Source organism: Burkholderia sp. 8Y, assembly GCF_902506145.1.
In the GTDB taxonomy this organism is placed as follows: Bacteria; Pseudomonadota; Gammaproteobacteria; order Burkholderiales; family Burkholderiaceae; genus Caballeronia.
Genome location: NZ_LR733520.1, coordinates 241,200 through 263,168, shown reverse-complemented (window position 1 = coordinate 263,168; position 21,969 = coordinate 241,200). Strand labels below are relative to the sequence as shown.

Sequence of the window (21,969 nt, the reverse complement as noted above, 5' to 3'; positions counted from 1 at the left end):
CATCTACTCCACTGCCGGAAGGAACCCGACATCGAAAGTTAGGAAGGCTTGGCAACGATATAGCGACGTAGGTTGAATGTTAGCAATCTTTTATTCGTTTTGTCAGACTACTCCGCGAGTTGGCAACCTTTTTTTCTTTTCTTTCGCCCAACGACGCCAACATCGATGTCGTGCGCTCATGGTTAGAATCTGTCGAAATCCAGACAGAGCTCATCGTGGATGTGCGATATTGCGCCCCGACCAAGCTCTATCGCCATGCAATATGCCTTCGAACGCAGAAGTTTCCGTCGTCATCCCGTGCTTCAACGCCGCCGCATCACTCGCTCGCGCGATCAATAGTTGCCTGGACCAACGGGAGGTCGCTCAGGTCATACTCGTCGATGACGGTTCGGACGACGCTTCACTTGATGTCGCGAGGACCATCGCGTTCACTGACCCCCGCGTAAAAGTCATGGGAACCGTGGCAAACGGTGGCGCTGCACGCGCGCGCAATCTCGGCGCCCTACACGCGACGCATCCGCTTCTCGCGTTTCTCGACGCCGATGACGAGTATTTGCCCGGCGGACTTGCGCGCGCAGTGAGCACCCTACGGACCACGCCGGAGCATCACGTCGTGCGGCTCAACGTCACGTTCAAGGGATATCCGCCAGACATTCTTGCCTTTCGCGGCTTCGCACACCATGTCGAGATCATGAACAACATGATAACCAGCAGTCTCGTCATACGCCGGACCACCTTCCTCGCTTTGGGCGGCTTCCCCGAGGATGACGTGTACCGTCAATACGGCGGCGAGGACGGCACGTTTCAGTCGGCCATCATGGTGTTGTTTGGCTGCATCCGACTGACCGGTACCAGGAACGTGTGCAATCACTACCATCCGAATAGCCACGTGGCACGCTATTTCCGCCGCATGATGGGCGAACTCGACAGTCCGCCCGAAGCAGTGCAGCAATTGGGCGACGCGGTGCACTCCTTCGTGGCACGCGCACGCAGCGCCTGGGAGGAACACGTCAAGGGCACGGAAAACAGTGCCCCTGCTACGCGATCCTAACGACTCGCGCCAGCCCACTCGCGCAGTTCCTGCGCGACGCGCTCGATCACCTCGTCCCATTCGCCGGGCCGCTTCTGCCGAAAGAGCCGCGCTGACGGATACCACGGCGAGTCATCGCAATCGCGCAGCCATCGCCAGCAAGCGTCGAAGCGCGACAAAATCCACACCGGCTTGCCCATCGCGCCCGCAAGATGCACGACAGACGTGTCGACAGCAATCACGAGGTCGAGGAGGGAAATGATCGCGGCCGTATCGGCGAAATCGTTGACGTTGGTCATCGGGTCGAATGGACGCATGTCCTCGGGCAAGTCCGCCCGCTGCGCGCGACTTGCCTCACCTTTCTGCAGACTCACGAACTCGATGCCCGCGATGTTCAATAGCGGCAGAAAGCTCCGCGCACCGATCGAACGGCGCCGGTCTACTTCGGTCAGAAGCGGATTGTGGAGCCGAGGATCTCCGGCCCACACGAGGCCGACTCTCGGCTTACCGGCCGGCAAGCGAGGTCGCCACCGCTCCACATCTTGCGCCAACGGCCGCAGATAGGGCATGGCTCGCGGTATGGTGTCGAGCGTAGTCTCGAAGCGAAGCGGCAGGCTCATCGAGAAGCACCAGAAATCCTGAGGCGGCAGGCGATGAAACGCCTTCACATCGATGCATTCGCTAACGCCTTCCATTTGCTGAAACAGCCGCATGAGCGGCGGTTCGCAGACCAACGTGAGCCTGGCCGCGCCGCGCCTGCTGATGAGCGGGAAGTAACGACTGAACTGAATGCCATCGCCGAAGCCCTGCTCGACGAGCACGACAATCGACTTCCCTCGCAGCGATTCGCCTTGCCATTGCGGGAACGCAACCGTCGGAAAAAAGGTGTCCTGAGTTGGCAAGCGCGGATCGAGCCGGGCCTCGTGCATGGGCCACCCTTCGGCGTAGCGTCCCTGACTGAGCAACAACAATGACAGGTTGAATGTGGCATTTGCGTGATCCGGCTCGAGCGTCAACGCTTTTCGATATAGCGCCTCGGCCTCGTCGAACCGATCGAGATTGACCAATACGCTCCCCAGATTGCACTGCACCGTGGCATCGTCCGGACGCAAACGGGCCGCCTCTCCCAAGAATTTCGCTGCGTCCGCGAAACAACGCCGCCTGAGATATACGTTTCCGAGATTGTTGTGCGCCTCGGCCAAGTCCGGACTCAACGCAATGGCCGCGCGATACGCCGCCTCCGCATCTGCGAGCTTATGTTGTTGTTCCATGGCCAGACCGAGCTTGAACCGTAGCCAGCCCGCATCCGGCAGGCGCGTCACCGCTTCCCGATAGGCTTGCTCTGCGCGATCCCACCTTCCCAGCGCCAGTTCGATCCTTGCACGCTCCAGAACGGCCGATGTGTTCTGCGGACAAAGCGCGTAGGCGCGTTCGTAGCAAGCGGCCGCTTCCTCAGACCGCCCCAACGCTTCCAGGGCTGCGCCACGGTGAAAGTGCGCATCGGCGATATCGTCGCGCAAGGCCAGCGTTCGCGACAACTCGATCTCGGCCTCCAGCCACCGTTTTTGTCTAACGAAGACGAGCGCGAGGTTGAACCGGGCTTCCACGAACGCCGGATTAATCGACAATGCCCGCTCGAACGCCGATTGCGCTGCTGCATGGTGTCCTTGCCGCGCGAGCAAGTTAGCATAGTTCGAATGAACGCCCGCGGAGTCTGGATTAGCCAGAAGCGCACGCTGCCACAGAGCTTTCGCCTCCTCTTCGCGCTTGAGATTCAGTGCGCAGATCGCGGCTGCGTTCAGGATCTCGGCATCGGGCGCGCAGTGTTCCAGAAGCGGCGCCAACGCATCCAAAGCCTGTTGAAATTGCCCGCGATCGTAATGCGCGAGCGCGTGCTGATAACTACTATCGTCTTGCATGGTCGACTGCGATTTGTTTGTATTGCTGGTCGCGGATCGTTAGGCAGCGCAGAGTGGAACGCGGCAACGCCGGAAACCATTTCTTTAACACGAGTGTTTCCTGTACCTAGCATCTGCACGAAAACATTACACAGTGACACGGATGGCGACATTTCTTCGAAACGAATCCGGAGCCTGTCGGACCCGACGGCTGTGGCCATCCCCGCCCGGTCAACGCTGCCGGCCCGCTCGATACGCCCGATACGCTAGAATCGTAGGTTTCAGCACTTCGGCCGAGCCTCTGAGTCGCACCCTCCCGACGATGGCCGCGCCGCGTCCGCCCCGCAAAAGGCAACCATGCTCACCTTTCAGCAAATCATCCTGACGCTACAGTCCTATTGGAACGACAAGGGCTGCGCGCTTCTTCAGCCCATCGACATGGAAGTCGGCGCGGGCACCTCGCACGTTCACACGTTCCTGCGCGCGATCGGTCCCGAGCCGTGGCGCGCGGCCTACGTCCAGCCGTCGCGCCGCCCGAAGGACGGCCGCTATGGCGAGAACCCCAACCGCCTCCAGCACTACTATCAGTATCAGGTCGTGCTCAAGCCCGCGCCTGAAAACATCCTCGATCTGTACCTCGGCTCGCTCGAAGCACTCGGCTTCGACCTGAAGCAGAACGACGTGCGCTTCGTCGAGGACGACTGGGAGAACCCGACGCTCGGCGCATGGGGTCTCGGCTGGGAAGTGTGGCTGAACGGCATGGAAGTGACGCAGTTCACGTACTTTCAGCAGGTAGGCGGCCTCGACTGCAAGCCGGTGCTCGGCGAGATCACGTATGGTCTCGAACGCCTCGCCATGTATCTGCAGAAAGTGGAAAACGTGTACGACCTCGTCTGGACCGAATGGGAAGAAGACGGCCCGAACGGCAAGGCGCTGCGCCGCCTGACCTACGGCGATGTCTATCACCAGAACGAAGTCGAGCAGTCCACTTACAACTTCGAGCACGCGAACGTCGATCTGCTCTTTAACTTCTTCAACAGCTACGAAGCCGAAGCCAGGAAGATGATCGACGCGAAGCTCGCGCTGCCCGCATACGAACTCGTGCTGAAGGCCGGCCATACGTTCAATCTGCTCGATGCGCGCGGCGCCATTTCCGTGACCGAGCGCGCGGCGTATATCGGCCGCATTCGGGCGCTGTCGCGTCTCGTCGCGCAGGCTTATTACGATTCGCGCGAAAGTCTCGGCTTCCCGATGCTCGGCAATCCGGTGCACGCCGCCGCCGAGCTCGTCACCGATCAGCAGGAAGCCGCGCGCCCGGCCTGGGCGCCGCCGCTGAAGGTGGAAAGCACGCCGCCGGGCGAAACGAGCAACACCGATCAGGTTTGACGAGGCAAGACAGAACAATGACGCAATCCAATCACGCTTCCCTGCTCGTCGAGCTGCTTACCGAAGAACTGCCCCCGAAGGCCCTCGCGCGTCTCGGCACCGCGTTCGCTGAAGGCATCGTGGAGCGGCTCGCCGCGCGCGATCTGATCGAAGGCGCCGTATCGTTCGAGCAGTACGCAACGCCGCGACGCCTCGCCGTCTTGATCCGGAACGTGCGCGATGTCGCGCCGGAAAAACAGGTGCGCGAGAAAGTGCTGCCGGTGTCGGTCGCGCTCGATAAAGAAGGCAATCCCACGCCGCCGCTCGCGAAGAAGCTGGCCGCGCTCGGCTTTCCCGGCTTCCCGCTCGCCGAACTCGAACGCGCGCAAGACGGCAAGGCCGAAGCGTTCTTCCTGCGCTATGCCGCGCCCGGCGCGACGCTCGCGGACGGTCTGCAAGCCGCGCTCGACGAAACGCTGACCAAGCTGCCGATCCCGAAAGTCATGACATACCAGCGTCCGGACGGCACCAACGTGCAGTTCGTGCGTCCGGTGCAGCGACTTGTCGCCATGCACGGCCGCGACGTCGTGCCGGTGAGCGCGCTCGGCGTCGATGCGGGCGATACGACCATCGGCCATCGCTTCCTGTCGCACGGTTTCATCGCGATTCCGAGCGCCGACGACTACGCCGAAACGCTGCGCACGAAGGCGCATGTCGTCGCCAATTTCAACGACCGCCGCGAATCCATCCGCACGCAATTGCAGGCGTTCGCAGGTGTTGACCGCGTCGTGATGCCTGAATCGCTGCTCGACGAAGTGAACGCGCTGGTCGAATGGCCGGTCGTGTATCAATGCCGCTTCGACGAAGAGTTTCTGCAAGTGCCGCAGGAATGTCTGATCCTCACAATGCAGACGAACCAGAAGTATTTCGCGCTCACGGACCAGAACGGCAAGCTGCGCTCGCGTTTCCTGATCGTCTCGAATATCGATACGCAAACGCCGGGCGAGATCGTTGAAGGCAACGAGCGCGTGGTGCGCCCGCGTCTCGCGGATGCCAAGTTCTTCTTCACGCAGGACAAGAAGAAGCGCCTCGAAGACCGCGTGCCGCTGCTGGCGAACGTCGTCTATCACAACAAGCTCGGCTCCGCGCTCGAGCGCGTGCAGCGTCTCGAAGCCCTCGCGGGCGAAATCGCGCCGATGGTCGGCGTCGATGCCGCGCTCACGCGCCGCGCCGCGCGTCTCGCGAAGGCGGACCTGCTGACCGACATGGTCGGCGAATTTCCCGAACTGCAAGGCACGATGGGCACGTACTACGCGCGTCACGACGGCGAGCCGGAAGAAGTCGCGCTCGCGTGCTCGGAGCACTATCAGCCGCGCTTCTCCGGCGACGACACGCCGTCGACAGGCGTCGGCTCGGCGGTCGCGCTCGCCGACAAGCTGGAAACCATCGTCGGCATCTGGGGCATCGGCCTCGCGCCGACCGGCGAGAAAGACCCGTTCGCGCTGCGCCGTCACGCGCTCGGCGTGCTGCGCATCCTGCTCGAAAAGAAGCTGCCGGTCGATCTGCGCGATCTCGTCGCCGCCGCGCAGCGCCAGTTCGCCGGCATGCCGCAAGTCGCGGATTCGACCGAAGCCGTGTACGCGTTCTTCCTGGATCGTCTGCGCGGCCTGTTGCGCGAACGCGGCTTCGAAGCGAATGATATCGAGGCCGTGCTGAGCCTGAACCCGACGCGCCTCGACGATATCGTCGCGCGTCTGGATGCCGTGCGCGAATTCGCGTCGCTGCCGGAAGCGGCATCGCTCGCGGCGGCCAACAAGCGCATCTCGAACATTTTGAAGAAGTCGGAGCAAGGCGCGCCTTCGTCCGTGAATTCGGAACTGCTCGTCGAGCCGGCCGAGAAAAATCTGTACGCGCAGATTCAGAGCGTGACGCCGCGCGTGCAGAGCCAGCTCGCCGCGCGCAACTACACGGAAGCGTTGAGCGCGCTCGCCGCGCTGCGCGAGAGCGTCGATACGTTCTTCAACGACGTGATGGTCAACGCGGAAGACGCGGCGCTCAGGAACAACCGTCTCGCCCTGCTCGGCGCGCTGCATCAGCAGATGAACTGCGTGGCCGACATCTCCAAGCTCGCGGCGTAAGTCATGAACAGACGACTCGTGATTCTGGACCGCGACGGCGTCATCAACGTCGATTCGGACGCGTTCATCAAGTCGCCCGACGAGTGGGTCGCCATTCCCGGCAGTCTCGAAGCCATCGCGCGGTTGAATCAGGCGGGCTACCGCGTGGCGATCGCGTCGAACCAGTCGGGCATCGGGCGCGGTCTTTTCGACATGGCCGCGCTCAATGCCATGCACCAGAAGATGAATCGCGCGGCGGCGGCGGTCGGCGGACGCATCGACGCGATCTTCTTCTGCCCGCATACGGCCGAAGACCAGTGCGATTGCAGGAAGCCGAAGCCGGGGATGTTGCAGCAGATCATCGACCGTTTCGAGATCGATCCGGAAGACACGCCGGTCGTCGGCGACGCCCTGCGCGATCTTCAGGCGGGCGCCGCGCTCGGCTTTCCGGTGCATCTCGTGCTGACGGGCAAGGGCGAAAAGACGCTCGCGCAAGGCAATCTGCCCGAAGGCACGCAGGTTCACAAGGACTTGCGCGCGTTCGCGCTCGACTTTCTCGCGCGACATCACGACTGACCGCTTTCCGATCGCACTGCCACGTACCGCCAGGACTTCATGCGCTTCCTCCGTTCTTTGCTGCTGATGCTGTACTTCGTCGTGTACACGGTGCCGTATGCGACCGCCTGCTTCATCGCGTTTCCGTTCATGCGCGCGCATAACCGCTACTGGATGGCGGCGGGCTGGTGCAAGTCGACCATCGTCGTGCTGCGCTATCTCGTCGGCATCCGCTACACCCTGCAAGGCATGGAGCATCTGCCGAACGGCCCCGCCGTGCTGCTGTCGAAGCATCAATCGGCGTGGGAGACGCTCGCGTTTCCCGCGCTGATGCCGCGCCCGCTCTGCTATGTGTTCAAGCGTGAGTTGCTGTACGTGCCGTTCTTTGGCTGGGCGCTCGGGCTCCTGAAGATGGTGCATATCGACCGTTCGCAAGGCCGCGACGCGTTCGCGTCGGTCACGCGGCAAGGCCGTGCGCGCATGGATGAAGGCGCGTGGGTCATCATGTTTCCCGAAGGCACGCGCACGCGCGTCGGCGCGCAAGGCAAGTACAAGACGGGCGGCGCGCGCTTCGCGGTGGCCACCGGCGCGCCTGTCGTGCCGATCGCGCATAACGCAGGGCACGTCTGGCCGCGCAATTCGTTCATGAAATATCCGGGTATAGTCACGGTGTCGATCGGCAAGCCCATCGATACCGCCGGACTCACGCCCGAGGAAGTGAACGCACGCGTCGAGAGCTGGATCGAAGCGGAGATGCGCCGTATCGATCCGCTCGCTTATGCCACGCCGGGCGGCGAGCCGCGTCGAGCCGGCGCTGCGGGCGCGGGCCGCTGACGCGGCCTCGCTTTCGAAGTCAGAGCCGCGGCGTGCCTTACTCGTTCCTGTCGTCATTCCTGCGCCGCGAGCGCAAAGCCGAGCCGATGCAGAAGACTCCCTCGCGACAGCGCCCCGCCGTCGCGCTCGATACACTGCAACTCGATCTTCCGTTCGAGCATGCGCCCGCCGCCGCGCCCGCGCCGCTGCGCGGCGAACTTCCCACTCCCGAATCCGCCCGGCCCGCGCCGCTGCCCGAGGGCGTGCGCTTGCGGCGCATCGTGCTTGGCGCGCGCGCGCTGGACTACCGGTTCAAGCGATCGGCGCGGCGCACCATCGGCTTTTGCATCGACGCGACCGGACTCACGATTACCGCGCCTCGCTGGGTGACGATAGCGGACATCGAAAGCGCGATCGTCGACAAGCAAAGCTGGATTCTGCGCAAGCTCGCCGAATGGCAAACGCGCGTGGAAGAGCGCGCGCTGCCGCGCATCGAATGGAAGGACGGCGCGCAGTTTCCGTTTCTCGGCAAGACCATTCGCGTGTCGCTGGGCGCGGCGGCGAGTGCGCTCTCTTTCGATGCCGATACCAACGTGCTGGCGCTCGCCCTGCCCGCGCTCGCCGACGCGCAGCAGATCAAAGATCGCGTGCAAAGTTGGCTGCAAAGCGAGGCGAAGCGCATCTTCGGCGAACGGCTCGCCGTCTATGCGCAGAAGCTCGGCGTCGAGTTTCGGGCGTACGCGCTGTCGTCGGCGGCGACGCGCTGGGGCAGTTGTTCGAGCGACGGCAAGATTCGCCTGAACTGGCGGCTGATTCATTTCCCGTTGTCGATCATCGATTACGTGGTCGCGCACGAACTGGCGCATCTGCGCGAGATGAACCACAGCCCGCGTTTCTGGCGGACTGTCGAATCCATCTTTCCGGAGTTCCGCGAGGCGCGGCACACGCTCAAGCATCATTCGCCGGACCTCCTTCCTACTTTGTGAGCGCCGTCAGCGCGCGTTTCGAGCGAACGGTACAATTTCGCTCATAGTCGCAATCGCGGCTTCGTGCCGCCGTTCAACACCACAGGACCCCATCATGCGACTCCTCCACACGATGCTACGCGTCGGCGACCTGCAGCGTTCCATCGATTTCTACACGCGCATTCTCGGCATGAAGGTGCTGCGTCAGAGCGAAAACACCGAGTACAAATACACGCTCGCGTTCGTGGGCTATGGCGACGAGAGCGAGCACAGCGTGCTCGAACTGACGTACAACTGGGGCGTCGAGAAGTACGAAATGGGCACGGCGTACGGCCATATCGCGCTGGAAGTCGATAACGCGGCGCAAGCCTGCGACCGTATCCGCGAAGCCGGCGGCAGGGTCACGCGCGAAGCCGGTCCCGTCAAGGGCGGCAAGACGGTGATCGCGTTCGTCGAAGATCCGGACGGCTACAAGGTCGAACTGATCGAAAAGCATTCCTGATCGCCGGTTCAGCGATCAAGCAAGCGCGCCGCGATATTTGTCGCGGCGCGCTTTTTTTTTGCCTGCGATCTGCGCAGGCGATTAAGCAGCGCCGTCAGCCTTCGATACGTTCGCGCGTCACGCCGAGCAAGTCGGCCATGCCGCGCCGCGCGGCGGCGGCGTCGCGTGCGGCGATGGCATCGAAGACCGCCGTGTGCTCAGCCAGCGACGCGTTGAACACCTCCGCGCGCTTCGCGTTCAGACGCAACTGGCCTTCCAGCGTGCGCGCGATCAGCGCGCCCAGCGGCACGAGCAGTTCGTTGCTGCACGCGGCCAGCACGCACAAGTGAAAGTCGAGATCGGCGCGCACCCATTCGTCGACGTTCTGCGCCTGTGTCATTGCACGATGCGCCTGTTCGAGCCGTTCCAGCGTGCGCGGCTCGTGATTCGCGGCGGCGAGCGCAGCCGCGTACGGCTCGATCATCTCGCGCATTTCCTGCAGCTTGAGCGCAAAAATCATGGGCGGCGCGACGCGCGAATACCAGTCGAGCATGTCGGCGTCGAGCAGATTCCACGCTTCCTTCGGGCGCACGCGCGTGCCCACTTTCGGCCGCGATTCGACGAGCCCTTTCGATGTCAGCGTGCGCACCGCCTCACGCAGCACCGTGCGGCTCACGCCGAAGCGTTCGATCAGGTCCGCTTCGCGCGGCAGCGGCGAGCCCGGCGCGAAGTCGCCTCGCAGAATGGCCGTGCCTAGTTCGTGCGCCACGCGGCCATGCAGATCGCGGTGAATGGTGAACTCCTCGTCGGTCTTTTTGGTTGGGCGTGATTATGCGGGAAGCACGAGGCCGCGCGAAGCCAGCCTCGTGCAATAGTACTATTAATACGACCAGATGCGCCGCTTTTTGCTACTATGGAGACCCTTGCTGGAGACGCTCACATGAAAATCACGAAACTCGAAACCTTCATCGTTCCGCCGCGCTGGTGCTTCCTCATGATCGAAACCGACGAAGGCATCACCGGCTGGGGCGAACCTGTCGTCGAAGGCCGCGCGCACACCGTGGCCGCCGCCGTGGACGAACTCGCCGACTACCTGATCGGCAAGGACCCGCGTCATATCGAAGACTTGTGGCAAGTGATGTATCGCGCCGGGTTCTATCGCGGCGGCCCGATCGGCATGAGCGCAATTGCCGGCGTCGATCAGGCGCTGTGGGACATTCTCGGCAAGCATCACGGCGTGCCGATCCACGCGCTGCTCGGCGGACAGGTGCGCGACAAGATCAAGGTGTATTCGTGGATCGGCGGCGACCGTCCGAGCGATGTCGCGAACAATGCACGCGCTGTCGTCGAGCGTGGCTTCAAGGCCGTGAAGATGAACGGCTCCGAAGAGCTGCAGATGATCGACACGTTCGACAAGGTGCAAGGCGTGATCGACAACGTGCGCGCGGTGCGCGAGGCGGTCGGTCCGAACGTGGGTATCGGCGTGGATTTTCATGGGCGCGTGCACAAGCCGATGGCCAAAGTGCTCGCGAGAGAACTCGATCCGTTCAAGCTGATGTTTATCGAGGAGCCGGTGCTCTCGGAGAACGTCGAGGCGTTGCGCGATATCGTCAATCAGACGAGCACGCCCATTGCGCTCGGCGAACGGCTGTATTCGCGCTGGGATTTCAAGCACATTCTGGCGGGCGGCTATGTCGATATCATTCAGCCGGACGCGTCGCATGCGGGCGGGCTGACCGAGTGCCGTAAGATCGCGTCGATGGCAGAAGCCTACGATGTCGCGCTCGCGTTGCACTGCCCGCTCGGTCCCATCGCGCTCGCAACCTGCCTGCAAATCGACGCGGTGAGCTATAACGCGTTCATCCAGGAACAGAGTCTCGGCATTCACTACAACACGGGCAACGATCTGCTCGACTACATCAAGAATCCGGAAGTCTTCAAGTACGACGACGGCATGGTGTCGATTCCGCAAGGGCCGGGGCTCGGCATCGAGGTCAACGAGGACAAGGTGCGCGAAATGGCGAAGGTCGGGCACCGCTGGCGCAATCCGGTGTGGCGTCATGCGGATGGCAGCGTCGCGGAGTGGTGATCGGCTCTAGCGTTTGAGCCGCTTTCTGAGCCGCGCCATGACCGCGCCGCGTAGCGCATTGCTGAGAAGCAACGCTTCGGCGCGGTCGATGTCCTGCACGGTGAGCGTGCGTTCGGACGCGCCGAGTTCTTCCATCAGCACCGCGCGCATGACGCCCGGCAGCACGCCCGCATTGACGGGAGGCGTCCACCAGTTCCCTTCCAGCTTCAAGAACACGCTCGAACGGCCGCCTTCGGTCAATTCGCCGCGCTCGTTCGTGAACAGCATGTCGAACGCGCCTTCGGCTTCGGCGGCTTGCCACGCGCGGTCGTAGTCGGCGCGGCGCGTCGTCTTGTGGCGAAGCAGCACATCGCCGGATGACTGCGGCGCGAAGCCGCGCTCGGCGGCGAGCAGCACATCCACCGTATCCGATGACAACGGCGCGAGCGGCGCGCTCGTCAGCGCGATGCGTCCGCTCTTGTCGAGCGCGATGCGCAAGCGATACGGTTTGCCCGCATCGAAGCTCTCGCAATGCTGGGCGACCTGCGCACTCAACGCGCGCTCGTCGAACGGAAAGCCCAGGTAGGCCGCGCTCGTCTTGAGCCGCGCAACGTGGCGCGCGAAATGACGCACGCGTTCGCCGCGCGTGGCGTAAGTCGTCTCGAAGAGCTCGAAGCCGGGGTCCGCGCCAGTCAGGAACCGCGCCTTCAGCAGACACTCCTCGTACTCGCTCGCAGCGACGCTATCCAGCACGATGCCCGCGCCGATTCCGAGCACGCCGCGCCTCTGCGCGGCGTCGATCACGAGTGTGCGAATGGCGACCGAGAGACAAAAGTCGCCGCTGCTATCGAGCCAGCCGATCGCGCCGGTGTACAGTCCGCGCGGCGTGCTCTCGATCTGATCGATGAGCTGCATCGTGCGGTACTTCGGCGCGCCGGTGATCGACCCGCATGGAAAGAGCGCCCGCACGATCGCCGCGAATGACGCGTCCGGCGCCACGCGCGCCTCGACAGTCGACGTCATCTGCCACACCGACGCATACGGCTCCACGGAGAAAAGCGCCGGCACATGCACGGAGCCGGTCGCCGCGACTCGCGAGAGGTCGTTGCGCAGCAGATCGACGATCATCACGTTCTCCGCGCGATTCTTCGGATCGTCGCGCAGGACGGCGGGGTCGGAGTCGCGCGGCGCGGTGCCTTTCATGGGCCTCGCGCGCAGGACGTCGCCCTGCTTTTCGACAAAAAGCTCGGGCGAACACGACACGACCGTGCGCCCGTCCGGCAGCGCGATCAAAGCGCCGTATCTGACTGGCTGCCGCGCCCGCAGCCGCCGATAAAGCGCGAGCGGCGTGCCGAACACATCGAAGTTCAGCCGAAACGTGTAGTTGACCTGATACGACTCGCCCTCTTCCAACGCCTGCTTGATGGCAGCAATGGCGAGATCGAATTCGTCGCGCGTGACACCCGGCTCGATACCGCCGACGCCCGCGACCGAAGGCCCGCCGCGCCCGGCATCCTGCGACGCAAGCCATTCGCTCGCTTCATCGCGCGACAGCAGCGCGCACGAACGGAACATGAGCACACGCAACGCGTGGTCGTCGCCGCGCCCAACGGTGCCGAACTGAAGGTTGCACCCAAACTCGTAATCCGCGACGACGACCGCGTGCAGTCCGCTTTGCAGATCGCGTTCGATGGCGGCACACGCGGCATCGAGTTCGCGCCCGTCCTCGCACACGTGCTCGTGCGAAAAGTCCGCGTACAAACGACTCGACCGCCTTTCGGCGGTCGCGTCGCAATCGTCGAGCAGCGCGAACACCGCGCTGCGTGCTTCGATCTTCATGGCAATGCTCGTATCGTGCGCAACTGCCCTGCTCTAACCATCGACTGCATCAGTCGAAGAAGCTCTTCACGCGGTCGAACCAGCTTTTGCTCTGCGGGCTATGCCGCGCGCCGCCTTCCGTCAGCGACTTTTCGAACTGCTTGAGCAGATCGCGCTGCTGTTCGGTGAGCTTGACCGGCGTTTCCACCTGCACATGCACGTAGAGATCGCCCGCGATGCTCGAACGCAAGCCCTTGATGCCCTTGCCGCGCAGACGGAACGTCTTGCCCGACTGCGTGCCTTCGGGCACGGTGAAGCTCGCGCGTCCGGCAAGCGTCGGCACTTCGATCTCGCCGCCGAGCGCCGCCGTGGTGAACGGGATCGGCATCTGGCAGTGCAGGTCGTCGCCGTCGCGCTCGAACACCGAGTGCTGCTTGATGTGGATTTCCACGTACAAGTCGCCGCTCGGCCCGCCGTTGATGCCCGGCTCGCCGTTGCCCGCAGAACGAATCCGCATGCCGTCGTCGATGCCCGCCGGAATCTTCACTTCCAGCGTCTTCGTTTCCTTCACCTTGCCCGCGCCGTGGCAGTTGCCGCACGGGTCCGGGACGTAGGTGCCGCTGCCGTGACACTTCGGACACGTCTGCTGAATGCTGAAAAAGCCCTGCGACATCCGAACCTGGCCCTGGCCGTGACAGGTCGGACAGGTCTCCGGCTTCGTGCCGGGCTTCGCGCCCGAACCATGACAGACATTGCAGTTGGCCCAGCTCGGCACGCGGATTTGCGTGTCGTAGCCGTGCGCGGCCTGCTCCAGCGTGATCTCCATGCTGTAGCGCAAGTCCGCGCCGCGATACACCTGCGGACCGCCCCGGCCGCCGCGCGCCGCGCCGCCCGCCGCCTGCCCGAAGATGTCGCCGAAGATATCGCCGAATGCATCGGCAAAGCCGCCGAAGCCTTGCGCGCCCGCGCCCGCCATGTTCGGATCGACGCCCGCGTGACCGTACTGATCATACGCGGCGCGCTTTTGCTGGTCGGAGAGCATCTCGTAGGCTTCCTTCGCCTCCTTGAAGTTCTCTTCCGCCTTCTTGTTGTCCGGGTTGCGGTCAGGGTGATACTTCATCGCGAGCTTGCGATACGCCTTTTTGATCTCGTCGTCGCTCGCGTTCTTCGCAACGCCCAGAACCTCGTAGTAATCCCGTTTCGCCATGTCGGTTCCATGCCGCCGCGGAGTGACCGCGACGGTTCCTCTCAGATGCTTCGGACCAAACGGCCCGCGCGTAACCTCTGACGCCTCGCTGCAAACCGCCTTCAGCAAGACGCCCCAAAAAAACAATGTGCCCGGTCGAGCCGTTTGGCTCGCCAGGCGCGTTTCACGTCAGACGCTCAACGCGTCCTGCCGCGGTCCATTCGCGCGAAACTGCTCGCGACAGGACCGCGAGCGCGTGAACGTTGCCATTCACGCGCTCTGCGGTTCAGTCCTTCTTCACTTCCTTGAAGTCGGCGTCGACGACATCGTCATGCTGCTGGCTCGCGCCAGCCGATGCCGCTTCCGCGCCGGCAGCACCGGCCGCCGCACCCGCTGCGCCCGCTGCGCCTTGCTGCGCCTGCATGTCGGCATACATCTTCTCGCCGAGCTTCTGCGACGCGGTAGCGAGCGCCTCGATCTTCGCTTCGATCGTCGCCTTATCGCTCGACGAGTTCTTCAGCGCCTCTTCGAGTTCCTTCAGCGCCGCTTCGATCTTTTCCTTTTCCGTTGCGTCGACCTTGTCGCCGTACTCGGCAACCGCCTTCTTCGTGCTGTGCACCAGCGCGTCGCCCTGGTTGCGGGCATCGGCCAGTTCGCGCAGCTTGTGATCTTCCTCGGCGTTGGCTTCGGCGTCCTTCACCATCTTGTCGATTTCGGCGTCCGTCAGACCCGAGTTCGCCTTGATGGTGATCTTGTTTTCCTTGCCGGTCGCCTTGTCCTTCGCGCCGACGTGCAGAATGCCGTTCGCGTCGATGTCGAAGGTCACTTCGATCTGCGGCACGCCGCGCGGTGCGGGCGGAATGCCTTCGAGGTTGAACTCGCCGAGCAGCTTGTTGCCCACGGCCATTTCACGCTCGCCCTGGAACACCTTGATCGTCACGGCGCCCTGATTGTCGTCCGCCGTCGAATACACTTGCGAGTGCTTGGTCGGGATGGTCGTGTTCTTGTTGATCATCTTCGTCATCACGCCGCCGAGCGTCTCGATGCCGAGCGAGAGCGGAGTCACGTCGAGCAGCAGCACGTCCTTGCGGTCACCCGACAGAACCTGACCTTGAATCGCGGCGCCCACGGCCACGGCTTCGTCCGGGTTCACGTCACGGCGCGGTTCCTTGCCGAAGAACTCCTTCACCTTTTCCTGCACCTTCGGCATGCGCGTCATGCCGCCGACGAGGATCACGTCGTCGATCTCGCCGACCTTCACGCCCGCATCCTTGATGGCGATGCGGCACGGTTCCATCGTGCGCTCGATCAGGTCTTCCACGAGAGCTTCGAGCTTCGCGCGGGTGATCTTCAGGTTCAAGTGCTTCGGACCGGAGGCGTCCGCCGTGATGTACGGCAGGTTGATTTCCGTCTGCGCCGTGGACGACAGTTCGATCTTCGCCTTCTCAGCCGCTTCCTTCAGGCGTTGCAGCGCGAGCACGTCCTTCGACAGATCGACGCCCTGCTCCTTCTTGAACTCGCCGATGATGTAGTCGATGATGCGCTGGTCGAAGTCTTCACCGCCGAGGAACGTGTCGCCGTTCGTCGAGAGCACTTCGAACTGCATTTCGCCGTCCACGTCCGCGATCTCGATGATCGAGATGTCGAACGTGCCGCCGCCCAGGTCGAACACGGCGATCTTGCGGTCGCCCTTCTCCGCCTTGTCGAGGCCGAACGCCAGCGCGGCGGCCGTCGGTTCGTTGATGATGCGCTTGACTTCCAGACCGGCGATCCGGCCCGCGTCCTTGGTGGCCTGGCGCTGGCTGTCGTTGAAGTACGCCGGAACCGTGATGACGGCTTCCGTCACCGGCTCGCCGAGGTAGTCTTCAGCGGTCTTCTTCATCTTGCGCAGCACTTCCGCCGAGATTTGCGGCGGCGCGAGCTTTTCGCCGTGCGCTTCGACCCATGCGTCGCCGTTGTCGGCCTTGACGATCTTGTAGGGCATCAGGCCGATGTCCTTCTGCACTTCCTTCTCTTCGAAGCGGCGGCCGATCAGGCGCTTCACCGCGTACAGCGTGTTGCGCGGATTGGTGACGGACTGGCGCTTGGCAGGCGCGCCGACGAGGATCTCGTTGTCATCCATGTACGCGATGATCGACGGCGTGGTGCGCGCGCCTTCCGAGTTCTCGATGACCTTGACCTGATTGCCTTCCATCAGCGCCACGCACGAATTCGTGGTGCCGAGGTCGATACCGATAATCTTGCCCATTTTTTATACTCTCCTAGCTTTGATCGCTTTGGCGCTGCGGCCGGGAACGCCGGCTTTTGCGGCCGATTCAACGGGCCGAACGCCCAAAATTCATACCTGTACGCAAGATAAGAGCGCCGGTTTCGTTTTCAAGACCCTGAATGCAATACGGTCTATAACTTTTTTGCGTCCCGCCCGTGTCATTCCCTGGCTGCCGCCGCGCGAATCTTCTCGCGCGCCGCCGCGACCGCCGCCTCGAACTGCGCGAGCCCGTGCCAGCCGGTCGCGCGGCCGAGCCGCTTGCCGCGATGAAAGAAAAACCACGTCGGCACGCCGTGCAGCATGAAACGGCGGCCCAGCTCGCGATGCTCGTACACATTGCTGTGAAACCACTTCAGCCCGAGCGCGCGGATAGCGTCGGGCTGCGCGAGCATCGCTTTCTTCGCGATCTCGCAGTTGAAGCAGTCGAGGCCCCAGAAGAACACGACGGCCAGTTCGTCGCCCGCCGACGCCAGCCCGGCGTCGAAGCCGGCGGCGTTCAGTTCCTGCATATCGAAGACGGACAAAGCGGTCGAATCGACGGGCACGTGGGCCATGATCGCGAACCTCGCGGGCTTACTTCGGTGCGGCGACGGTGACGAGCGCCGGACGCAGCACGCGATCGGCGATGATGTAGCCCTTTTGCAGCACCGCGACGACGGTGTTCGGCTCCTGATCCGCCGGCACCATGGAGATGGCCTGATGACGATGCGGGTCGAACTTCTCGCCGACCGGATTCAGCGCGACGACGCGGCCCTTCTCCAGCGCGCCGGTCAGCTGGCGCAGCGTCAGTTCGACGCCTTCGCGCACCTTGGCGAGATCGGTGGACTGGTCCGCGAGCGCGGCTTCGAGGCTGTCGAGCACCGGCAGCAGGTTTTCCGCAAAATTTTCGATGGCGAACTTGTGCGCCTTCGCCACGTCTTCCTGACCGCGCCGGCGCACGTTTTCCGTTTCCGCCTTCGCGCGCAGGAATTCCTCCTGTAGCGCGGCCACGCGGGCCTGCGCTTCCGCCAATGCCGTTTCGGTGGCGTTCGCGGCGCCTTCCGGCGCGGCGCTCGCGTCGGCTTGCGCTTCGGCCGCCGTGCCTGCCTGATTCAAGTCGGCGGCCTGGCGCGCGTTTTCGTCGGCGGGCGTAGGGTTCTGGCTCGCTGAATTCTCTTGCGTGTTTTCCATGTCGCTGAGTGTCATTACTGTGAATGGATGGGTTGAGAAGCGCACCCGGCCTTGCGTCTGGCCGCCGCGCTTCCTCGCGCTAGCTGCCGAAATTGGGGCAGCGAGACCTTTTTCAAGGCTTCGTCAGATCAAATTTGCACGTCAGTGTGCCAGTCCGGGCGCCCGCGAAATAAGCGGTAACGGACGTTTCGCCGCCATCGCGTAAATTGAGATTGAGGGAATGCAGCGGCTCACCTACACTTCGATCAAGCACCGCAGGACGCACGTTTACCCTTAATCCTACGACTGCTTCAAACCGCTTACGCGTCGCCATTTTCCTGATCCTCGTGCGGTCGTCCGGCCGCCGTTCCCGCTCGCGGGGGTACCATGAAACTGACCTTTGCCATTGCGGTGGTCGCCCTGGTACTCGTCGCGGGAACGACCACCATCTGCATGTCCGGTGCATTGACCGCCCGTACCACCGAGTACGGCGGCGTCCATGCGACGGTCGAAGAATTCTTCAATCCGAATCTGAAAATCTGTCGATGATGCGGCGGTCGCGCTTCGTCGGCCTGCCCTGCATGCCGGCTGCCGGCTCGCGGAAAGTCTTGCGCCGTTCCGCTTCGGCAAGGCGCTTGACACGGCCTTCGTCCGTTTCGGCGTAGAGCGTCTGCGCGACCGGCGCGGGCCCGCGCATGTCGCACAGGCCGAGCACCTGCACTTGCCAGACGAGCCGCTCGATATCGATCTCGACGATATCGCCCACGCGCACGTCCTTCGACGGCTTCACGTTTGCGCCGCCGATCTTCACGCGGCCCTTCTCGACCGCGTCGCTCGCCAGCGACCGCGTCTTGAAGAAGCGCGCGGCCCACAGCCATTTGTCGATGCGCAGGCGCGCGCCGGGTTCCGTCGAAATCTTGTAGTTCATGGTGATTCTCTAGCGATGAGCGGTTTCAGGCCGCCACCGTCACCGGTTGCGCGGCCTGCACCGGCCATCCTTGCAGATGTTGTGCCGCGATCTCGCCCAGGGCCTTGATCCACGCCGGCGACGCATTCAGGCAGGGAATGCGGTGGAACTGCTTGCCGCCCGCCTTCAGAAATTCGTCCCGCACTTCCATGCCGATCTCTTCGATGGTCTCGAGGCAATCCGCCGTGAAGCCCGGGCAGAACACGTCCACGCGCGCGACACCGCCCGCGCCCAGTTCCGCGAGCGTGGGCGCGGTGTACGGCTGAAGCCACTCCGCGCGGCCGAAGCGCGACTGAAACGTCACGCGGCATTCGACGGGCGTAAGCCCCAACGCCGACGCGAGCAGCGAGCCGGTGAGCTGACATTGATCGTGATACGGGTCGCCGAGGTCCATCGTGCGCTTCGGCACGCCGTGAAAGCTCAGAACGAGCTTGTCGCCCGATGCGAAGTCCGGCTGGCCGTGCAGCCGCCAGTAGTCGCGGACCTGTTCGGCGAGCGCGGCGATATACGCCGGATGATCCGCGTAGTGGCGAATGGTGCGGATTTCCGGCTGATTGCGCACGCGCTTGAGCGCGGTGAAGGCGTCGTCGAAGGCGGTGGCCGTGGTCGATGACGAATACTGCGGATACATCGGCACGAGCAGAATGCGGTCGGCGCCTTCCAGCTTCAGTTGATTCAGCATCGCGCCGATGCCCGGCGTGCCGTAGCGCATCGCGTAATCGACAATCACGTGATATTCGTTCGCCGCGAAAAGCCGCCGCAACGCCTCGACCTGGCGTTCCGTGTAGACGCGCAACGGCGAGCCTTCGGGCATCCATACCTGCGCGTATTTTTTGGCCGATGCGCGCCCGCGAAACGGCAGGATGATGCCTCGCAGAATGATCTGCCAGATGAACGACGGAATTTCGACGACGCGCGGATCGCTCAAAAACTGCGCGAGATACTTACGCACCGCTCGCGGCGTGGGCGCGTCAGGCGTGCCGAGATTGATCAGCAGCACCGCGACGCGATGTGAGGCGCTGGGCTGCGAGGGCAACTCGAGGTCGAAACGCATAGGGCAAGGCGGCCGAAAGTCATCGAAAGGTGAAGGCCATTATAGCGGCGCGTTCCGGCGGCTCACATTGGCCGAACGGCCTAGTGGCGGCGCCGTCCGTGGCGCGGCAAGATGCCCGCAAAGGCGTGCTATTGCTGGCTGAGCGACATCGACAGCAGGCGCGCCGTGATATCGACAATGGGAATCACGCGGTTATAGGCCATGCGCGTCGGGCCGATGACGCCGAGCGTGCCGACGATCTTGCCGTTCACTTCGTACGGCGCGGTCACGACGCTCATCTCCTCGATCGGCACGAGATTCGATTCGCCGCCGATGAAAATCTGCACGCCTTGCGCGTGACTCGATACGTCCAGCAATTGCAGGAGGCTCGTCTTTTGGTCGAACAGGTCGAAGAGTTTGCGCAGCCGCGCCATGTCGGACGAAAGGTCCGCCACTTCCAGCAGGTTGCGCTCGCCGGAGATAAGCACGGTCTCGCCGGGATCGGTTTCCGCCGTGCTCGCGAAGACCGCTGCCTGCATCAGGGTGGTCATGTCGCCGCGCAGCTGGTCGATTTCCTCGCGCAGCCGGCGGCGCACTTCGTCGAAGGACAGGCCCGCGAAATGCGCGTTGATGTAATTGGAGGCTTCGGTGAGTTGCGAGGGCGAGTAGTCGCGCTGCGTGGCCATCATGCGGTTTTGCACGTCGCCTTCGGGCGTCACGATGATGAGCAGAATGCGCTTGTCCGACAGCCGCATGAATTCGATCTGCTTGAACATGTGGCTGCGGCGCGGCGTGAGAATCACGCCCGCGAAAGACGAGAGGCTCGACAGCACGCTCGCCGCCGCCGCGACGATCTTCTGCGGCTCCTGGCCTTGAAGGCGCGTCTTGACGGCGGTGGTCATCGCCTCGTCCTGCGGCGCTTCCACGGTCAGCATGGTATCGACGAACAGGCGATAGCCGCGCGGCGTCGGAATGCGGCCTGCCGAGGTATGCGGACTCGCGACGAGACCGAGGTCCTCGAGGTCCGACATCACGTTGCGGATGGTGGCGGGACTCAGTTCGAGACCGGAGTGACGTGATAACGTGCGCGAACCGACCGGCTGACCTTCGGCGATGTAACGCTCGATCAACGTTTTCAGGAGGGTTTGTGCACGTGGGTCTAGCATGGGCAAATTTTAACGCAACGTGTCAGGGGGCGGCGACGGATGCCGCCGCTGGCTCGTGCCGTTCCGAGCCGCGTTCGGCGACTCGCCGATCGTTCAATGTCCGCTCCATTCTAGCGACAAACCGGACGCGCCTGAGACCGCGCGGCCCCGGTTCTTTTCGCCTTCGACCTATGGTGTAATGCCGGCATGGAAATTGGCCAATTCAAGACCGTCGCCCTGGTCGGGCGAAGTCACACGCCCGGCATCGAGGCGCCGCTGCGATCGCTCGCGGAGCACATCGCGAACCAGGGCTTCGACGTCGTGTTCGAAGCGGGTACCGCGAAGGACGTCGGCGTGAGCGAATATCCCGCGTTGTCCATCGCCGAGATTGGCGCGCGGGCGGATGTCGCCGTGGTTCTCGGCGGCGATGGCACCATGCTCGGCGTCGGCCGTCAGCTGGCGCCGTACCGGACGCCGCTCATCGGCGTGAATCACGGGCGGCTCGGCTTCATCACGGACATTCCGCTCTCGGAAATGCGCGAACGCGTGCCGCAAATGCTCGCGGGGCAATTCGAGCGCGAGGAGCGCAGCCTGCTCGAAGCGCGCATCGTGCGCAACGACAAGCCCATTTATCATGCGCTCGCCTTCAACGACGTGGTCGTGAATCGCAGCGGCTTCTCGGGCATGGCGGAGTTGCGCGTTTCGGTGGACGGCCACTTCATGTACAACCAGCGGTCGGACGGGCTGATCGTCGCCACGCCGACCGGCTCCACGGCGTACGCGCTTTCGTCCGCCGGGCCGATTCTGCATCCTCAGTTGCAGGGCTTCGTGCTCGTGCCGATCGCGCCGCATTCGCTTTCGAACCGTCCGATCGTGCTGCCCGACGACTCGAAAGTGACCATTCAGATCATCGGCGGCCGCGATGTGAACGTGAACTTCGACATGCAGTCGTTCACCGCAGTCGAGCTGAACGACGCCATCGAGGTGCGGCGCTCGCGGCATACGGTGCCGGTGCTGCATCCGGTCGGCTACAGCACGTACGCCACGCTGCGCAAGAAGCTGCACTGGAACGAGCATCCGTCGCAGGACTCGTCGGTCTGACCCGCACAA

At 63.4% G+C, this 21,969-nt stretch carries 20 protein-coding genes; 10 read left to right on the top strand and 10 right to left on the bottom strand.

What is annotated here, in order from left to right; translation table 11 throughout:
• Positions 1-262: 262 nt before the first annotated feature.
• On the top strand, positions 263-1,051 hold the full coding sequence (locus GV035_RS11855; protein WP_159835300.1) for a glycosyltransferase family 2 protein: 789 nt from the start codon (positions 263-265) through the stop codon (positions 1,049-1,051).
• Here GV035_RS11855 and GV035_RS11850 read toward each other — a convergent pair.
• Entirely contained in the window at positions 1,048-2,949 is a 1,902-nt protein-coding gene (locus GV035_RS11850; protein ID WP_159835299.1) for a tetratricopeptide repeat protein, read from the bottom strand. The two genes, GV035_RS11855 and GV035_RS11850, sit on opposite strands and share 4 nt — an antisense overlap.
• Positions 2,950-3,285: 336 nt before the next feature.
• Here GV035_RS11850 and glyQ point away from each other — a divergent pair, with 336 nt between their 5' ends.
• The 6 genes from glyQ (at position 3,286) to gloA (ending at position 9,245) form a co-directional block, all read left to right on the top strand.
• A complete protein-coding gene (gene glyQ, locus GV035_RS11845) occupies positions 3,286-4,314 on the top strand; it encodes a glycine--tRNA ligase subunit alpha (RefSeq protein ID WP_159835298.1) in 1,029 nt (342 codons plus the stop codon).
• Positions 4,315-4,331: 17 nt separating this feature from the next.
• Positions 4,332-6,431, top strand: coding sequence for a glycine--tRNA ligase subunit beta (glyS, locus tag GV035_RS11840; protein WP_159835297.1), 2,100 nt, complete (start codon positions 4,332-4,334; stop codon positions 6,429-6,431).
• 3 nt (positions 6,432-6,434) lie between these two features.
• The gene (gene gmhB / locus GV035_RS11835) at positions 6,435-6,986 is read left to right on the top strand and encodes a D-glycero-beta-D-manno-heptose 1,7-bisphosphate 7-phosphatase (RefSeq protein ID WP_159835296.1); all 552 of its coding nucleotides are present in this window, start codon (positions 6,435-6,437) and stop codon (positions 6,984-6,986) included.
• Between the two features lie 39 nt (positions 6,987-7,025).
• Positions 7,026-7,799: a lysophospholipid acyltransferase family protein gene (locus GV035_RS11830; protein ID WP_159835295.1), complete on the top strand. Its 774-nt coding sequence runs from the start codon at positions 7,026-7,028 to the stop codon at positions 7,797-7,799.
• Between the two features lie 86 nt (positions 7,800-7,885).
• A complete protein-coding gene (locus GV035_RS11825) occupies positions 7,886-8,764 on the top strand; it encodes a M48 family metallopeptidase (protein WP_159837832.1) in 879 nt (292 codons plus the stop codon).
• 94 nt (positions 8,765-8,858) lie between these two features.
• Positions 8,859-9,245, top strand: a complete 387-nt coding sequence (gene gloA / locus GV035_RS11820; RefSeq protein ID WP_159835294.1) for a lactoylglutathione lyase — start codon at positions 8,859-8,861, stop codon at positions 9,243-9,245.
• A 94-nt stretch (positions 9,246-9,339) separates the two neighbouring features.
• Here the strand turns inward: gloA and GV035_RS11815 are convergent, their stop codons facing one another.
• Positions 9,340-10,017 (bottom strand): FadR/GntR family transcriptional regulator, encoded by a 678-nt coding sequence (locus tag GV035_RS11815; RefSeq protein WP_159837830.1) that lies wholly within the window; start codon positions 10,015-10,017, stop codon positions 9,340-9,342.
• Positions 10,018-10,164: 147 nt separating this feature from the next.
• On the opposite strand from GV035_RS11815, the gene dgoD reads away from it, so the two are divergent.
• The gene (gene dgoD / locus GV035_RS11810) at positions 10,165-11,313 is read left to right on the top strand and encodes a galactonate dehydratase (protein ID WP_159835293.1); all 1,149 of its coding nucleotides are present in this window, start codon (positions 10,165-10,167) and stop codon (positions 11,311-11,313) included.
• Between the two features lie 6 nt (positions 11,314-11,319).
• Here dgoD and pabB read toward each other — a convergent pair whose 3' ends face one another.
• From pabB to grpE, 5 genes are all read right to left on the bottom strand, one after another.
• Complete coding sequence (gene pabB / locus GV035_RS11805; protein ID WP_159835292.1) at positions 11,320-13,131, bottom strand: aminodeoxychorismate synthase component I; 1,812 nt, start codon at positions 13,129-13,131, stop codon at positions 11,320-11,322.
• A gap of 49 nt (positions 13,132-13,180) precedes the next feature.
• A complete protein-coding gene (dnaJ, locus tag GV035_RS11800; RefSeq protein ID WP_159835291.1) occupies positions 13,181-14,317 on the bottom strand; it encodes a molecular chaperone DnaJ in 1,137 nt (378 codons plus the stop codon).
• A gap of 265 nt (positions 14,318-14,582) precedes the next feature.
• Positions 14,583-16,544 carry a molecular chaperone DnaK gene (dnaK, locus tag GV035_RS11795; protein ID WP_159835290.1) on the bottom strand — a complete coding sequence of 654 codons (1,962 nt, stop codon included), beginning with the start codon at positions 16,542-16,544 and terminating at the stop codon, positions 14,583-14,585.
• A 179-nt stretch (positions 16,545-16,723) separates the two neighbouring features.
• A complete protein-coding gene (locus GV035_RS11790) occupies positions 16,724-17,119 on the bottom strand; it encodes a thioredoxin family protein (protein WP_159835289.1) in 396 nt (131 codons plus the stop codon).
• A gap of 19 nt (positions 17,120-17,138) precedes the next feature.
• Entirely contained in the window at positions 17,139-17,735 is a 597-nt protein-coding gene (gene grpE / locus GV035_RS11785) for a nucleotide exchange factor GrpE (RefSeq protein WP_159835288.1), read from the bottom strand.
• Between the two features lie 366 nt (positions 17,736-18,101).
• Here grpE and GV035_RS29095 point away from each other — a divergent pair, with 366 nt between their 5' ends.
• Entirely contained in the window at positions 18,102-18,263 is a 162-nt protein-coding gene (locus tag GV035_RS29095; RefSeq protein ID WP_175939501.1) for a hypothetical protein, read from the top strand.
• Here the strand turns inward: GV035_RS29095 and GV035_RS11780 are convergent.
• The 3 genes from GV035_RS11780 to hrcA form a co-directional block, all read right to left on the bottom strand.
• Positions 18,235-18,642 carry an RNA-binding S4 domain-containing protein gene (locus GV035_RS11780; protein WP_159835287.1) on the bottom strand — a complete coding sequence of 136 codons (408 nt, stop codon included), beginning with the start codon at positions 18,640-18,642 and terminating at the stop codon, positions 18,235-18,237. The two genes, GV035_RS29095 and GV035_RS11780, sit on opposite strands and share 29 nt — an antisense overlap.
• 25 nt (positions 18,643-18,667) lie before the next feature.
• A complete protein-coding gene (gene hemH / locus GV035_RS11775) occupies positions 18,668-19,735 on the bottom strand; it encodes a ferrochelatase (protein ID WP_159835286.1) in 1,068 nt (355 codons plus the stop codon).
• Positions 19,736-19,863: 128 nt separating this feature from the next.
• A complete protein-coding gene (gene hrcA / locus GV035_RS11770; RefSeq protein ID WP_159835285.1) occupies positions 19,864-20,880 on the bottom strand; it encodes a heat-inducible transcriptional repressor HrcA in 1,017 nt (338 codons plus the stop codon).
• A gap of 186 nt (positions 20,881-21,066) precedes the next feature.
• On the opposite strand from hrcA, the gene GV035_RS11765 reads away from it, so the two are divergent.
• Positions 21,067-21,960 (top strand): NAD kinase, encoded by an 894-nt coding sequence (locus GV035_RS11765; protein WP_159835284.1) that lies wholly within the window; start codon positions 21,067-21,069, stop codon positions 21,958-21,960.
• The last annotated feature ends 9 nt before the right edge of the window (positions 21,961-21,969 follow it).